The organism is Azospirillum canadense (assembly GCF_025961225.1).
Classification (GTDB): Bacteria; Pseudomonadota; Alphaproteobacteria; order Azospirillales; family Azospirillaceae; genus Azospirillum; species Azospirillum canadense.
Genome location: NZ_JAOQNG010000001.1, coordinates 550,220 through 566,291, shown reverse-complemented (window position 1 = coordinate 566,291; position 16,072 = coordinate 550,220). Strand labels below are relative to the sequence as shown.

Here is a 16,072-nt window from a genome sequence, read left to right as displayed (position 1 = left end):
TTCGAATGATGTCTTTCATGTAACGCAAAATTATTTGACGTTTGATCTATTCTTTCGCTAACTGGTGATAGCATCTGATCTTCGGCTTAAGCCCTCCCAGTTCGCCCAAAGCGATGTCTCCTCACCCTTCAGGAGAAGCCCGTCGTCATGTTCATCTCCCGGCGCAGCAGCGGCAAGAAACGGATTCTCCTGGTCAATGCCAGCTTTGATTCGTTCCGGACCTACGAACCACGCCAACTGTTCCTGACCGCCGCGACGGCAACCTTCTACTTGGCCGGTGCCTTCAACCCGGACTTGTGCGAGGTGCGGACCCACTGCGAGGTGCAGTCCGGACTGCTGAAGCGGGAGGATGATTTCGCTTGGCCGGACATGCTGGTCCTGACCGGCACGACCAACACGCTGGACCGCATGCGGCAGTTGACCGCCTACGCGCGCACCAAGAATCCGGGAGTGGTCGTGGTGGCCGGCGGGCCGGCCGTGCGCGCCCTGCCGACGCTGGCGCGGGCCTGCTTCGACTACGCCTGCGAAGGCGACCTGGAGGAGATCGAGGACGTCATCGCTGACGCCTTCGGCCCCGGCTACGTCAAGCCGGGCCTCGTCCCACGCTTCGACCTGTACAAGCGCATCGACGGCGTCGGCTTCGTGGAGACCAGCCGGAACTGCAACTTCGCCTGCAGCTTCTGCTCGCTGACCGGCGAGGGCGGCAAGTACCAGACCTATTCAGAAAGCTTCATCCGCGCCCAGTTCGAGGCGTTGGGCAAGTGCAGCTACATTTCGCTGCAGGACAACAATTTTTACGGGAACGACCGCGCCAGCTTCCGCGAACGGCTGGCCATCGTGAAGGAATACTGGCAGCGCGGCTACTTCAAGGGCTGGCTGGCGCTGGTCACCGCCGACTTCTTCGCCAAGGAGGAAAACCTGGTGATGGTGAAGGAGGCGGGCTGCGTCGGTCTGTTCTCCGGCGTCGAATCGCTGCAAAGCGACATGATCGAGCGCTATTCGAAGAAGCAGAACCGCCACGTCGACCGCTTCGACATCGCGCGCAAGTGCATCGACCACGGCATGGTCTTCGACTATGGCCTGATCTTCGACCCGGCGCACCAGACCATCGACAGCTTCCGCACCGACATCAACGACATCCTCAGCCGCGACGACGTCACCTCGCCGGGCTTCCTCAGCCTGGCCATCCCGCTGCCCGGCACGCCGATGTTCCGCGAAATCGCGCAAGAGGGCGGCTTCCTGCCCAACGTGCGGCTGCGCGACATGGACGGCGACACGCTGGTGGTCTGGCCGAAGGACCCGCTGGACGAGGTCGCGGCCTACGTCCGCACCATGAGCGGCATGAAGGAGCACCGAGCCCAGCTGTTCCGGCAGGTCTTCCGCTTCGCCTGGAACCGCCGCAACGACCTGACCTGGGACCAGCTGGCCGTCTGCGTGGTGAAGCCGCTGTTCCGCGCCTTCTACGACACCTCGCCCTTCGACCTGTTGGGTCGCCGCGATCCCAACCGCAGCGGGGTGACGACGACCGAGCCGCTCGACCGCCTGTTCACCCCGGCCTTCCCGGTGGACGGCCGCCACGCCGGGCTCTTCACCCCGACCATGGTGACCGACCGCAGGGGGGAGGTCATCCAGGACGACCTGCTCGCCAAGCCACGCCGCGCGCCGGCCGTGGCGCGGGCCGCCGCCAACCGGAACACCGCCAACGCCACGCCGGTGGACGCGCCGATGGAGATGCCGCTGGAGTTGATGGCGTCGGACTAGCTTGCGCTAAGTCCTTGCCACGCCTCAGCTGCCGAAGTGGAATACCCCCTTCGGCATCGCGGCGTCGCAACATTTCGTTAACTATAAAAGCCCACCCTGGCCTTGCTTCCGCGCACAGAAGGAACGGGAACGAGGACAGCGATGACCTGCATTGTGGGCTTGGTGGACGGCGATCGGGTGTGGATGGGCGGCGACAGCGCCGGCGTGAACGGGCTGGACATCACCGTCCGCGCGGACACCAAGGTGTTCCGCAACGGCGAGATGCTGATCGGCTTCACCAGTTCCTTCCGCATGGGCCAGCTTCTGCACTACCGGCTGGAACCGCCGCACCGCGACGCCGACGCCGACGTCTTCCGCTACATGGTGGTGGATTTCGTGGACGCCGTGCGCGGCTGCCTGAAGGACGGCGGCTACGCCCACCGCTCCAACGACGTAGAGACGGGCGGCACCTTCATGGTCGGCTATGAAGGGCGCCTGTTCAGCATCCAGTCCGACTATCAGGTCGGCGAGGCGGTCCGCGGCTACCACGCCATCGGCTGCGGCTCCGACTACGCGCTGGGCTCGCTCGCCTCGACCGTCGGCCTGCCGGCCGAGGAGCGGGTGCTCAAGGCCCTGGAATGCGCCGAGCTGTTCAGCGGCGGCGTCCGCGCCCCCTTCACCATCCAGTCCATGGTCCGCCGCCCGCATCTGGCGCTGACCGAGGCGGCGTAAGTTCGGGCACCGGTTCCCCCACCCTCCCGCTTCACGGGTCCCTCCCTCCCCCGCTGGGCGGGGGAGGGTTAGGGTGGGGGCAAGAGGCGCCCCGGCTTACCCCCCTCACACGATGCTCGTGAACCCGTTGGTGATCGGGTACCGCCGTTCGCGATTGAAGATGCGCCGCGTGATCTTCGGGCCCGGGGGCGCTTGGCGGCGCTTGTATTCGGCCAGGTGCAGCATGCGCCAGACCTTGTTCACCACCTCCGGCGCGTGGCCGCGGGCGACGATCTCCGGCACGCCGAAGTCCTTTTCCACCAGGCATTCCAGGATGTCGTCCAGCACCTCGTAGGGCGGCAGCGTGTCCTGGTCGGTCTGGTTGGGCTTCAGCTCCGCGGTCGGGGCCTTGACCAGCACGCGCTCCGGCACGACGCGCCCGGCGGGCCCCAGGGCGCCGACCGGGATGTTGTCGTTGCGCCAGCGCGACACGTCGTAGACCGTCGTCTTGTAGACGTCCTTCAGCACCGCGTAGCCGCCGCACATGTCGCCGTAGAGCGTGGCGTAGCCAACCGACATCTCCGACTTGTTGCCGGTGGACAGCACCATGGCGCCGAACTTGTTGGACAGCGCCATCAGCGTGATCCCGCGCGAGCGGGACTGGATGTTCTCCTCCGTGATATCCTGGTCACGGCCGGCGAAGGCCGGCAGCAGCATGCGCTCGAACGCCTCCATCGCCGGGACGATGGGGATGGTGTCGAGCTTGCACCCCAACAGCTCCGCCGACTCCGCCGCGTCGTCCAGGCTCTCCTGCGAGGTGTAGGGCGAGGGCATCATCACGCCGTGCACCCGATCCGCCCCCAGCGCATCCACCGCGATCGCCGCCGACAGCGCCGAGTCGATGCCGCCCGACAGGCCCAGGATGACGCCGGGGAAGCGGTTCTTGGTCACATAGTCGCGCAGACCCAGCACCAGGGCGGAATAGATCGACTCCAGGTCCCCGGCCGGCGCGATGCGCTCCGCCTCCGCGCAGGTCCATACGTCGTCCGCCCCGCGCTGCCAGTGGGTCAGCATCAGGTGCTCGGTGAAGGACGGGGCCTGGGCGACCAGCTTGCGGTCGGCGCCGAGCGCGAAGCTGGCGCCGTCGAAGACCAGCTCGTCCTGGCCGCCGACCTGGTTCACATAGATCAGCGGCAGGCCGGACTCGGTGACGCGCTCCACTGACAATTGGATGCGCTGGTCGTGCTTGCCGACCTCGAAGGGGCTGCCGTTGGGGACAATCAAGATCTCCGCCCCGCTCTCGGCCAGCGTCTCCACCACATCCGGGCTCCAGATGTCCTCGCAGATGGGCACGCCCAGCCGCACGCCGCGGAAGTTGATCGGGCCCGGCATCGGGCCGGCGGCGAAGACGCGCTTCTCGTCGAAGACGCCGTAGTTCGGCAGGTCGACCTTGAAGCGGGTCGCCGCGACCTTGCCGCCGTCGAGCAGCAGCGCCGCGTTGTAGCGGTTGCCGCCCTCGCGCCAGGGCGTCCCCACCAGCACCGCCGGGCCGCCGTCGGCGGTCTCCTCGGCGAGGCCCTTCACCGCCTTTTCCACGAGGTCGAGGAAAAAGGGCTTCAGCACCAGATCCTCGGGCGGGTAGCCGGTCACCACCAGCTCCGGACAGACGACGAGGTCGGCGCCGCGCGCGGCGGCTTCGGCCCGCGCGTTGCGGATGCGGTCGATGTTGGCCGTGATGTTGCCGACGGTCGGGTTCAGTTGGGCCAGCGCGATGGTAAGGCGGTCGGTCATGGCTCTGTCGTCTGGTGGATCGGCAAGGACGAGACGGCAGCGTAGCAGCCGGACGCCGGGGGCGAAAGCGGCGTGCTGGCGCACCGGAACCCGCCTGCCGCGTGGCTGTTCCCCTGGGAACGCATGCTCATCGGAAAGGGTAACAGGCCATGCAGGGTTCCGGCACCACGACCTCCGTCTGGATGAGCGCGTCCCCTGGGCCGATGCAAACCGGGCCGATGCCCGCCGGCAACGCCGACCTTGCGGCCGAAAAGCCTGACGTCATCGTGGTCGGGGCCGGGATCGCCGGCGTCACCACCGCCTATCTGCTCCAGCGCTCCGGCAAGCGGGTCCTGCTGCTGGACGACGGGCAGCCGGGCGACGGCGAGACGGGGCGCACGACCGCCCACCTGTCCAACGCCATCGACGACCGCTACACCGAGATGATCCGGCTGCACAGCGAGTCCGGCGCCCGCATGGCCGCCGACAGCCACAGCGCCGCCATCGACACCATCGAGCGGATCGCCCGCGAGGAGAACATCGACTGCGACCTCAAACGGCTCGACGGCTACCTGATGTTGGCGCCCGGCCAGTCGCCCTCCACCATCGACAATGAACTGGACGCCGCCCGCCGCGCCGGGCTGGAGGATGTGGAGCGGATGGACCACCCGCCGATCCACCACCCCGGCCCCTGCCTGCGCTTCCCCCGCCAAGGGCGCTTCCACGCGTTGAAGTACCTGGCCGGGCTGACCCGCGCCTTCCTGGCGCGCGGCGGCCGCCTCGCCACCCGCGCCCACGTCTCCGCTGTCGGGCAGGAGGGAGAGCGGGCGCATGTCCATGTCGGTCCTGACCACACGACCATCGACGCCGACGCCGTGGTGGTCGCCACCAACTCCCCCATCAGTGACCGATTCGCGATCCACACCAAGCAGGCCGCCTACCGCACCTACGCCATCGCGGCGCGCGTGCCGAAGGGGACAGTGCCGGACGGGCTCTATTGGGACACGCTGGACAGCTATCATTACGTACGGCTCCAGCCGGAGGAGGGCCACGACCTGCTGATCGTCGGCGGCGAGGACCACAAGACCGGCGAGGCGCGCGACATGGACAGCCGCTGGGCCGCGCTGGAGGCCTGGACGCGCGAGCATTTCCCGGAGGCCGGCGCGGTGGAGTACCGCTGGTCCGGACAGGTGATGGAACCCTTCGACGGGCTGGCCTTCATCGGCCGCGACCCGGCCTACGGGGGGCGGATCTTCGTGGCGACCGGCGACAGCGGCATGGGCATGACCCACGGCACCATCGCCGGCATGGTCCTGTGCGAACTGATCCACGGCAGCGGAAGCCCCTGGGCCGCGCTCTACGACCCCGGCCGCAAGATGACCAACAAGCTCGGCACCTACCTGCGCGAGAACATCGACGTCGGACGCCAGTACCTGGACTATGTGCGGCGGTCGGAGGTGGAGTCGGAACAGGGCATCGCACCCGGCGAGGGCGCCGTGCTGAAGTCCGGCGGGAAGCCCATCGCCGTCTACCGCGACGACGCCGGCACGCTGCACCGCCGCTCCGCCGTCTGCCCGCACCTGAAATGCGTGGTGCACTGGAACCCCGGCGAGAAAACCTGGGACTGCCCGTGCCATGGCTCCCGCTTCACGGTGGACGGGGCGGTGCTGAACGGGCCGGCCACCCAGCCGCTCGCCGAAGTGGAGGAGACCGCCCGCCGCACCGGATAGAACCGTAAGCTCACAAAGCAATGCGACTTGGCGTTGCGCCCTGGCGCAGCGGATTAACCTGTGGTAAAGATTCCCGCGGCAATAGTACGGTGCGCTGACAACGATAATACGCGGGAGACGTCGATGTACTACTCGGAACTCTCCGGGCCGAACGGGACGACCAGTTCGGTCCTCCAGACCCCGGCGGCCAAGAAGACCACCGATGGCAAGTCGGCCTCTTCGGCGTCGGAGAACTCGAAGGCAGACGATAAGAAGGCCGCCAGCCCGGCCTACACCATCAGCCAATCCATGGAAACGCTGCTCGACGGCCTGTCCGGCAAGAAGCCGGCCGCCTCCGACACAAGAGCGTCGGACTACGCCGGCAAGGGGACGGCCGGCAAGGGGATGACCGGCGGCAGCGGCACGGGCGCCCAGGCGATGAGCGACCGCGCGGCGCAGGCGCTGGACATCATGAAGGGCGCGCTCGACCATTCCAAGGGCCTGGCCGGCGCCTTCGAGAAGGCCATCGACGGGATGAAAAGCGACCTGGGCAGCACGCTCGACGCGCTCGGCATGCCTAAGGACCGGGTCGACGGCGTGCTCGACGGCTTCGGCGACCATCTGAAGGACAAGCTGAAGTCCATGGATTTCAGCCAGATGTCCATGAGCATGCAGGAGGCGCGCTCCCAGTTCACGATCGAGTCGCGCGGGATCGAGCTGACCATCCAGGACGGCAACAAGTCGGTCCGCATCTCCTTCGCCAAGTCCACGCTGGACTTCCAGCGCCAGGACCAGAGCGTGGAGGCGGCCCTGAACGCCGACGGGTCGGGCAGCGTCGCGTTCGGCCAGACGAACACCAAGGTCACCGGCAAGTCGACCGGCATGATCGTCCGCGCCAACGGCTTCAGCGAGGACGAAATCAAGGGCGTCCTGGAGAAGCTGAACGGCATGATGGCCAAGGGCGGCGGCATGAGCGGGTCCGGCGTGCTGAAGCCGACCAAGAGCGCCGACGGCGTCATGCACCTGAACCTGGACCTGTCGCAACCGGTGGAAGGACTGACCGATGGCAAGGCCCCCGCGGCCACGGACAAGGCGGAAACACCCGCCAAGGTTGACATCAAGGCGTGAGGAGCGCCGCGGTCGCCCGCCCGATGGCATGGGTCCAAAGGCATTTGCTTGTGATTTATATCGGACCGGCACTTGCGAATGAAACGGTTGCTTGTTTAGAAGCTCTCGGAGTGATCCGGAGAGCTTTTCCACAATGACCGACCGCGACGCCGTTCTGGCCCTGAACCAAGCCTTCTACCGGGCCTTCAGCGACCGCGACTATCCCGCCATGGACTCCCTGTGGGCGGCCCACCTGCCCGTGTGCTGCATCCATCCGGGCTGGACGATCCTGTTCGGGCGGGAGGCGGTCATGGCCAGCTGGGGGGACGTGCTGAACGTCCCCAACGGCCCGGTCATCCAGGCCCGCAACGAGCGGGTGATGCTGTACGGCGACACCGCGGTCGTCATCTGCGAGGAAACGCTGGGCCACGCCGTGCTGGCCGCCACCAACCTGTTCGCGCGCGAGGACGGGGAATGGCGGCTCGTCCATCACCAGGCCGGCCCGATCGCCGACCCGCTGGTCCACACGAACGATCCCATCGGCCGCCCGTCCTCAACCCGGCTGCACTGAGCCGGTTTGCGGCTCAGCCCGCCGCCGGGATCGCCTCCTGCATCCGCTCGGCCTTCGGCGGCATCAGCCGGCCGGGATGAGCGCGCCAGTCGCGGTACATCTCCTCCAGGTACGGCAGCACCTCCAACAGTCCGATCAGCCCGATCAGGGTGGCGACGTAGCCCACGGGCAGCGGATCCCGCTTCAGCCGGATGCTGCGGTCCTCGTCCTCGCACAGGCCGACCAGGGCCAGGGCCTTCGGCCAATGCATCACCGCGATGAAGGACACTGCCATCAGCGGCAGCATCTCCAGGAAGCTGTGGACGTGCTGTTCGATGGGCGAGACCTCGCGCGCTGTGATGGCGTAGCTGACGTCCCACAGCGCCGTCGCCTCGTGCAGCAGGAAAGACGCGATCATCAGCGCCAGCACCGGCGAGTTGATCTCCAGGAACAGGCCGGCCAGCGTCGGCACGCCCATCTCCACCAGCATCAGCAGGTGGATCATCGTCTCCTTGGCGCCGGTGGTGTGCTGGATGTCGGTGGTCCGGTGGCACAGCCAGTCCGCCACGCCGGAGGCGAGCCAGAGCGGGATGATGAAGTAGAGCAGGAAGTTGCGCGTGACCATGCGCACCTCCTCGTCCGACATCCCGCGCTGGGCCGGCGCGATCTGCGGCATGATCCTTGGTCTGCGGACCGGCTGTCCCGCCTCCCGCCGCGCCGGGGACGCCCCGGACACGCTGCGCAGCAACAGGGTCGCGCCGACCGTGATCGCGACGAAGGATGCGCTGGTCAACAGGAACTGCTTCATGCCCGGGCTCTCCGTGGTGGTGACCTCCTGGGTCAACACCGCCGCCCGTGAAGCGTTGCCGCACCCGCCTCAGTGCGACTCGAGATGGTTGATGATGTCGCCCACCACCTTGTCGGCGACGACGCGGTCGGGGTCGCTGTTGGTCAGGGCCACCGCGGCCCAGCGGTGCGCGCGGGAAAAGGCGATGTAGGCGTTGAAGCCGCCGGTCGAGCCGGAATGCCAGAGGATCGGCGTGCCGTCGCCGGCCCAGGCCACGAACCAGCCCAGCGCCATCGCCCCCTGCCCCAGCGCCCCCGGGTCGCGCAACGCCCGGCCGTCGACCTGCACCGACTGGGCGAGCGTCAGCGTGGCCGCCACGTCCGGATCGCAAGGGCTCCCGTTCCCTGCTGCGGCCGAACAGTCGCCCATGTTGACGCGCAGCCAGCGCAGCAGGTCGTTCGCCGTCGAATAGAGCCCGAAGGAGGGCTGCATGGCCGGCGCCTCCCAGTCGGGGACGACCTGCCCGCGCGCGTGGCCCACCGCCTTGCGGGCGCGCTGCTCCGCTGACAGGCGGAGCGTCGTGTCCTTCAGGCCGAAGCGTTCGGTGACGACGCGCTTCAGCAGGGTTTCGTAGGGGGTTCCGGCGGCGGTCGACAGCGCCTCCCCCAGCACGGCCATGCCGACGTTCGAATAGCGGAACCGGGTGCCCGGCGGCACCGGCAGGCTGAAGTTCGACAGCCAGGAAGCCACCTCCTCCCGCGTCAGCGGCTTGTAGGGGTTGCGCGGGTCCTCCAGCCGGTTCCAGGAGAAGCGTGGCGTCTCCGGCACGTTGGGCAGGCCAGCGGTGTGGGTGGCGAGGTCGCGCAGCCGGATGGGCTGGCCGTCGAAGTCCGGCGCGTGGTTCGGCTTGGGCAGGTGGCGGGCCAGCGGGTCGGTCGGCGCCACGCGGCCGGCGCGGATCAGCTCCGCCAGAATGGTGCCGGTGAAGGGCTTGGTCAGAGAGGCGATCTGGAACAGCGTGCGCCCGTCGGGCGGGCCGCCGTCCGGCCGGCCGCTGTCCCCGCGCCCGACCACCACCTTGACGTCGTCGCGGATGACACCGACCACCAGGCTCCCCGGCCCAGCCTCCGACAGCCGTTGGTCGGCCATTGCCGCGACGGTGTCGCGCAAGCCGCCGGCCCCGTTTTGATAGGCGGTGCCCGGATGGGTCGCGACCGGATCGGCCGCGGGAACCGACACCCACCCCCAGAGGGCAAGAAACGACACGACACCGACCACCGGCCCCCGCATCCCACCCTCCGTCCTGCACGACCCTGGAAGGGGAGAGTGGGTGTCGGAAACGTCACACGGTACGCCCACGGACGGAGATCACGCCAACGGGGTGCCCGCGGGCCGGAGGGGTAGTCTGTCGGGGAGGGTCACGCTCCGGGTAAGGGGATTCACCACCAAGGCACCAAGACACCAAGAGTCCTCGCGCTCTGCATGTTGAGGACTCTTGGTGTCTTGGTGCCTTGGTGGTGAATTCAAACCAGACAGGCGCTCACCGTGTCCGCCCTACTCGCTCGGGATCTCCGCGGGCGGGGGGCGGCGGTCCTTCACGATGGTCAGGGGCACGTCGTCGGCCGCGATCTCGATGATCGGCCGGCCGTTCAGCAGCGACGGGCAGCGCTTCACCTGGGTGAAGGCCATGAAGAAGTCGGCCTTGCGCCAGTCCGGCTCGATCCCGTTGACCAACTTCAGCCAGGGCGGCAACTCGAAGCGCACCGCCAGCGTGTTCCCGCAGACGGTCAGCGTGTACTGGCGCGGCGGCGGGTTGCCGTCGTTCTCGCGCTCCACCAGCTCGATCAGCTCCTCCAGCGCCTCGTGCTGGGAGTTGCCCCAGTAGTCCAGCTCGAAGTTGCCCTCCGCGCCCTTCATGCCGCCGGCGAACTGGTTGTAGTAGACGTACTGGTTCGGGTGCATGCAGCCGAGCTGCCAAGCGTACAGCACCGCCACGACCGTGGCCGCGGCGCCGAAGACCTGCCCCGGCCGGCGACCGAAACCTTCGGTCCGCATCCACAGCCGGTCGATGGCGAGGCCGGCCATGACGGTCAGCGGCGGCGCCACGAACAGGAAATGGCGGATGCCGTTGTAGACCGACGGGCGCAGCAGCATAAACAGGATGATCGGCAGGAAGGCGCCCAGCACCAGCGGCACCCAGCGCACCAGCGGGAAGCCGTAGCGCGCCTTCCAGCCGCCGCGCGCCAGCCAGACCCCGGCCATCACCACCGCGGCCGCGGCACCCAGCAGCACAGCCTCCGGCAGCTTCACCGCCAGGTAGACCGGCAGGTAAAGGGCCGGCGGGTCGCTGGACCGCACCATCTCGCCCATGAACAGCGTCTGGATGTCGATCGGGAAGTGCGAGACGACGCGCAGCGCCTCCAGCGGGTTCAGCGGGTTCAACACGGCCCAGGGCCAGAACAGCGCCATCAGCGCGTAGGCCACGGGCAGCGCCGGCAGCAGCGCCAGGACGATGCGCCGCGTGTCCGACAGCGCGGGCGCCAGCCCGTCCCGCCACGCCACCAGCACGACATACAGCGACAGCGCCGCCACCAGGTAGAAGCCGGCCAGCACCGCGCCGACGCGGATCGCCAGCGTCAGGCCCAGCACGAGGCCGAACTTCAGCACGGCGCTGCGGCTCGGGCTGGGCAGCTGGTTGATGATGCGCGTGCCGAAATAGAGGGTCCACACCATGCCGGCTGCGAAGGGCACGTCCTTGGTGTTGTTGAACATCGCGCCGTAATAGACGCCGGACAGCGCCAGCAGCGCCGCGGCCAGGAACCCAGCGCGTGGCCCGCCCAGCAGGCGCGCGTAGCGCCAGCTTCCGGCGATGCCCAGCACGCCGACCAGCGCGCAGAGCAGATGCCGAGTCTCGTACTCCTCAAACGGGGAGACGTGGACCAGCAGCGCGGTCACCAGGTCGAACAGCCCGCCGTAGAGGTACAGGTCCTTGAAGTGGAAGGCGGACCGGTCCGTGAAGCCCGACAGGTAGAAGGACAGCAGCTTCTTGCCGTAGATGTGCTGCACCTCCTCGTCCGTGCTGATGCCGTAGGAGCGGAAGCTCAGAAAGGCGATGATCAGCAGGCAGAGGAGCAGCGCGCGCGAGAGGTCGTCCCACAGCGCGCCGGCGCGCCGGTGCTCGTACCGGACCCCCGACACAGCCGCCGAACCGGCCCCCGAACTGGCCCCCGAACCGGATGCCTGCCGGGCCTTGCCCAGGGCCGCCAGTTCGGCGGGCGACTGATAATTCATGGATGACGGTCCTCGGTGCCGGCCCCGCGGCGCGGCGTCCGGTACGCGGCGGGCGCCACGGCGGCCTCCTCGTCCTCGAAGCCGTGGGCGGAACGCACGATGTAGAGAGGCCGGCCCTTCACCTCGTTGAACACGCGGCCGAGATAGTCGCCGAGGATGCCCAGCGTGATCAACTGGACGCCGCCCAGGAACAGCACCGCGGCCAACAGCGATTCATAGCCGGGCACGTCGATGCCGTGCAGCAGGGTGCGGATCACACGGATCAGGATGTAGACGAAGGCAAAGCCCGACACCGCCATGCCCACCAGGCTCCACACCCGCAGGGGGAAGGTGGAGAAGGCGGTCAGCCCGTCGAAGGACAGGCGCAGCAGCTTCACGAAGCCCCATTTGGTGTCGCCGCCCGCGCGCTCGCCCTGTTCGTAGGGGATGCTCGCCTGGCGGAAGCCGACCCAGGCGAAGATGCCCTTCATGAAGCGCGTGCGCTCCGGCATGCGGTTGATGACCTCCACCACGCGGCGGTCCATCAGGCGGAAGTCGCCCACCTCGCGCGGCAGCTTCACCTCCGACAGGTTGTCGAAGATCCAGTAGAAGGCCCGCGCGAACAGCCGGTGCTTCATGCTCTGCCCGACCCGCGCGTTGCGCACGGCCACCACCACGTCGTAGCCCTCGCGCCACTTGGCGAGGAACTGGGGCAGCAGTTCCGGCGGGTGCTGCAGGTCGGCGTCCATCGGCACCACGGCATCGCCGGTGACGTGGCCGAGGCCGGCGGACAGCGCCAGCTCCTTGCCGAAGTTGCGCGACAGGTCGACGACCTTCACCCGCGGGTCGCGGTCGTGCACGTCCAGCAGGCGGTCCAGCGTGTCGTCGCGGCTGCCGTCGTTGACGCAGACCACCTCCCACTCGGCGTCCAGCCGGTCCAGGACCGGCACCAGCCGGTCGAACAGCGCGTCGACGTTGGCACCTTCGTTGAAGAAGGGGATAACGACCGACAGCCGAACGCGCCGGGCACGGCCGCCGCGGCGCGGCCGCGCGCCGGGATCGTCCACCATCGTGGCGGGAGGGGCGTCGCCGGGCACGGCCGGGGCCACCAGGGAAGGCGCGTCGGAAAGGGACATGGCCAGCCGTTGCGTTAGGTTCTTGGGCGTCAGGTCTTCGGATACAGGGTCGGAAGCCGGGATGGAAGCCGGTTGGCGGGCGTCCCCGGCCGGGCGCTCCGCCGTTGGGCGTATACCACGATACATGGGATTGAGCAAAATGCCTCTCTTGTGGTCATTTCGTGGCCCACGCCCTGTTCAATCGGGGTTCAACGGGCAGCCGAAGGGCCGCCGGACAGCCAGGGCGGGGCGCACCGAATGCCGTCCACCGATGGGGGCAAACACCACCGGCCAGACAAATATTCCAGCCGGCCACCGAACCGCCAGAACACGGAAGTGGTGGGAATTTGCCTTTGATGCGCGACCGGCGCCCGCCGTCCCTTCCCGAACGGCCCCGCTCAAGCGTCCTATAGTGTCACAGGCAGCGTCACAGACTTGGCACACTTAATGTATTGGTAACCGGGTGCTGCCATGTTTGAAGTCTAAACTTTGTCCCTCCCCGGAGCCCTTCCGCCATGAGCGTGCTCAACCGTTTGCGGGTCGGAACCAAGATCACCGCCGCCAGCGCCGGAATCCTGATTTTCCTGGTCGCCATCGGGGCCATCGGTGTCCTGGCCCTGTCCAACGCGAAGGACGATTTCGCGACTTACCAGACGCTGGCGCGGCAGTCGATCGAGGTGGGCAAGATCCAGGCCCTGATGCTGGAGACGCAGCTGCACGCGAAGACCTTCCTGCTGACCGGAAACGAGGAGTCCGCCGGCGAGGTCGGGTCGCACGCCGCGGCGATCTCCGCGCAGATCGACGAGACGAAGGCTCTGTTCTCCGACCCGACCCTGCTGCGCACGGTCGAGCAGATGGGCAACGAGCTGACGCAGTACCAGGAAAGCTTCGCCAAGGTGCTGGAGTTCCAGGCGGCGCGGTCGGAGTCCATCGCCACGATCGACGAGCTGGGGCCGAAGATGGAAAAGGCACTCACCTCCATCATGGACAGCGCCTACGCGGACGGCGACACCGAAGGCGCCTATCTGGCCGGCATGGCGGGCCGCCATTTCCTGGCCACCCGCATCCTGGCGGCGCGCTTCCTGATCGACGGCAAGGCGGAAAGCGCGGACGGCGCCCGCAAGGAGATGCAGAGCGCGCGCGAGCGCGGCAACGCCATGCTGGCCAAGCTGAACGACCTGGACCGGCGCAAGGCGGCCATGTCTTTCATCGCGCTGCAGCGGGTCTTCTCCACCGAGCTGGAAAAGGCCGTGGCGGCCACGACCAAGCGCGACGAGCTGGTCAGCGGGATGCTGGAAACGCTCGGCCCCACCATCAACGCGCGCGCCGACCAGCTGCGCGACGCCAGCGTGCGCAACCAGTCCGACCTGGGGACGGAGGCGTCCGGCACCGTCGACAACGCCCGTAAGACGATGGTCGCCGCCTCGCTGGCCGCCGTGCTGCTGGGCCTGCTCTCCGCCCTGCTGATCGGCCGCGGCCTGTCGCGTCCCGTGGTGGCGATGACCAACGCCATGACCCGGCTGGCCGGCGGCGACCGGTCGGTGGACGTGCCCGGCCTGGAGCGCGGCGACGAGATCGGCGGCATGGCCAAGTCCGTGGCGGTCTTCAAGGAAAGCCTGATCCGCGCCGACCAGCTGGCGGCCGAGCAGGCCGTCGAGCAGGAGGCGCGGCAAAAGCGTGCCGAGGCGATCGACGCCCTGACGCGCGAGTTCGACCGGCTGGTGCTGGACGTGCTGGGCCGCGTCTCCTCCGCCGCGACCCAGTTGCACGCCACGGCGCAGGGCATGTCGGCCACCGCCGAGCAGACGACCCGGCAGGCCAGCGCCGTCGCCGCCGCCTCCAGCCAGGCGACGGCCAATGTCGAGACCGTGGCTGCCGCAGCGGAAGAGCTGTCCAGCTCCATCCAGGAGATCAGCCGCCAGGTCGCCCAGAGCAACGCCATCGCCGGCGCCGCCGTCACCACGGCGCAGAAGACCGACGCCACCGTGCGCGGCCTGGTCGACGCCGCCCAGCGGATCGGCGAGGTGGTGCAGCTGATCAACGACATCGCCAGCCAGACGAACCTGCTGGCGCTGAACGCCACCATCGAGGCGGCGCGCGCGGGGGAGGCCGGCAAGGGCTTCGCCGTCGTCGCGTCGGAGGTGAAGAACCTCGCCAACCAGACGGCCAAGGCGACCGAGGACATCTCCGGCCAGATTGCCGGCATCCAGGAGGTGAGCCGCGAGGCCGCCGCCGCCATCGCCGAGATCGGCCGCGTGATCGGCGAGATCAGCGGCATCTCCGCGACCATCGCCGCCGCGGTGGAGGAACAGGGGGCCGCCACGCGCGAGATCAGCCGCAACGTCCAGGAAGCCGCCCGCGGCACCCAGGAGGTCACCGGCACCATCGTCGGCGTGACCCAGGCGGCGGAAGCCACCGGCGACGCTTCCCGCCAGGTGCTGGACGCCGCAGACGGCCTGAACGGCGAGGCGGAGGGGCTGCGCGGCTTCGTCTCCCGCTTCCTCAATGACATGCGCGCGGCGTAACGCCGCCGCTGGGACATGCGCGCGGCGTAAATCGGCCGCAGGCGAATAACCTTGCGCGGGGGGTCCGGATTGGGCACATAGGCCCATTCCGGACCCTTTGTCGTTTGTGCACCATGATCCTGACCCCGATCCCGGCCGAGGTGATGCCGGAAGCCCTGGCCGCCTTTGAAAAGACGCTGGCCGAAAGGACGCTGGCGGACCCGGCCTTCCAGGCGGGGCGGCTGCCCCTGGCCGCCTTCCGGCGCATTGCCGCCACCTGGCCCGTACCCGGCGGTGTCGACACGCCGGACCAGCGCGCCGACGCCGTGCGGCTGGCCCATGCCCACGGCATCGACACGCTGGACGAGCCGCCCAACACCTCCTTCATGTGGGACGGCAAGGTCATCCGCACGGACGTGGAGGCCACGGTGATCGTGCACGAGGTCGCCCACTGGCTGCTGGCCGCCCCGGAGCGCCGCCCGCTCTACGACTACGGCCTGGGACCGGGGCCGGAGACGACTCGGCGCAAGGAAGCCCGCAGCCAGCAGAAGCTGACCTTCGAGGAGTGCATGCACGAGGAGCAGCAGACCTCGCTCCTTGGCATCTTGTGGGAGGCGGAGCTGGGCCAGCCGGCGATCCTCGCCTTCCTGGAGCAGAACTGGATGGAGCACTGGGAGCGGGAGAGCACCGTCCGCTTCTTCACCCGCCACGTGGAAGAACTGCACCAACGCGGCCTGATCGACGCCGAGGGCCGCCCGACCACCGCCCGCACCTGGGCCGATGAACGGCGCTTCGCCGCCGCCTGACGC

Annotated in this window: 12 protein-coding genes; 7 read left to right on the top strand and 5 right to left on the bottom strand. The window is 68.5% G+C overall.

The window, feature by feature from the left end:
• Positions 1-147: 147 nt before the first annotated feature.
• Both M2351_RS02690 and M2351_RS02685 read left to right on the top strand, forming a co-directional pair.
• A complete protein-coding gene (locus M2351_RS02690) occupies positions 148-1,761 on the top strand; it encodes a B12-binding domain-containing radical SAM protein (RefSeq protein ID WP_264654613.1) in 1,614 nt (537 codons plus the stop codon).
• A gap of 141 nt (positions 1,762-1,902) precedes the next feature.
• Entirely contained in the window at positions 1,903-2,472 is a 570-nt protein-coding gene (locus M2351_RS02685) for a hypothetical protein (protein ID WP_264654612.1), read from the top strand.
• Between the two features lie 105 nt (positions 2,473-2,577).
• On the opposite strand, the gene M2351_RS02680 is transcribed toward M2351_RS02685, so the two are convergent.
• Positions 2,578-4,242, bottom strand: coding sequence for an NAD+ synthase (locus M2351_RS02680; protein WP_264654611.1), 1,665 nt, complete (start codon positions 4,240-4,242; stop codon positions 2,578-2,580).
• A 149-nt stretch (positions 4,243-4,391) separates the two neighbouring features.
• On the opposite strand from M2351_RS02680, the gene M2351_RS02675 reads away from it, so the two are divergent.
• From M2351_RS02675 to M2351_RS02665, 3 genes are all read left to right on the top strand, one after another.
• Complete coding sequence (locus M2351_RS02675) at positions 4,392-5,951, top strand: FAD-dependent oxidoreductase (RefSeq protein ID WP_264654610.1); 1,560 nt, start codon at positions 4,392-4,394, stop codon at positions 5,949-5,951.
• A gap of 123 nt (positions 5,952-6,074) precedes the next feature.
• On the top strand, positions 6,075-7,058 hold the full coding sequence (locus M2351_RS02670; protein ID WP_264654609.1) for a hypothetical protein: 984 nt from the start codon (positions 6,075-6,077) through the stop codon (positions 7,056-7,058).
• Positions 7,059-7,191: 133 nt separating this feature from the next.
• Positions 7,192-7,608 (top strand): nuclear transport factor 2 family protein, encoded by a 417-nt coding sequence (locus M2351_RS02665; protein WP_264654608.1) that lies wholly within the window; start codon positions 7,192-7,194, stop codon positions 7,606-7,608.
• A gap of 13 nt (positions 7,609-7,621) precedes the next feature.
• On the opposite strand, the gene M2351_RS02660 is transcribed toward M2351_RS02665, so the two are convergent.
• From M2351_RS02660 to M2351_RS02645, 4 genes are all read right to left on the bottom strand, one after another.
• On the bottom strand, positions 7,622-8,395 hold the full coding sequence (locus M2351_RS02660; protein ID WP_264654607.1) for a hypothetical protein: 774 nt from the start codon (positions 8,393-8,395) through the stop codon (positions 7,622-7,624).
• Positions 8,396-8,464: 69 nt separating this feature from the next.
• Positions 8,465-9,640: a serine hydrolase domain-containing protein gene (locus M2351_RS02655; RefSeq protein WP_264654606.1), complete on the bottom strand. Its 1,176-nt coding sequence runs from the start codon at positions 9,638-9,640 to the stop codon at positions 8,465-8,467.
• Positions 9,641-9,928: 288 nt separating this feature from the next.
• Positions 9,929-11,665 (bottom strand): glycosyltransferase family 39 protein, encoded by a 1,737-nt coding sequence (locus tag M2351_RS02650; RefSeq protein WP_264654605.1) that lies wholly within the window; start codon positions 11,663-11,665, stop codon positions 9,929-9,931.
• Positions 11,662-12,780: a glycosyltransferase family 2 protein gene (locus M2351_RS02645; RefSeq protein WP_319801864.1), complete on the bottom strand. Its 1,119-nt coding sequence runs from the start codon at positions 12,778-12,780 to the stop codon at positions 11,662-11,664. The genes M2351_RS02650 and M2351_RS02645 overlap by 4 nt, the downstream gene beginning before the upstream one ends.
• Positions 12,781-13,274: 494 nt before the next feature.
• Here M2351_RS02645 and M2351_RS02640 point away from each other — a divergent pair, with 494 nt between their 5' ends.
• Together M2351_RS02640 and M2351_RS02635 are read left to right on the top strand one after the other, a co-directional pair.
• Complete coding sequence (locus M2351_RS02640) at positions 13,275-15,284, top strand: methyl-accepting chemotaxis protein (RefSeq protein ID WP_264654604.1); 2,010 nt, start codon at positions 13,275-13,277, stop codon at positions 15,282-15,284.
• A gap of 113 nt (positions 15,285-15,397) precedes the next feature.
• Complete coding sequence (locus M2351_RS02635) at positions 15,398-16,069, top strand: elongation factor P hydroxylase (RefSeq protein WP_264654603.1); 672 nt, start codon at positions 15,398-15,400, stop codon at positions 16,067-16,069.
• The last annotated feature ends 3 nt before the right edge of the window (positions 16,070-16,072 follow it).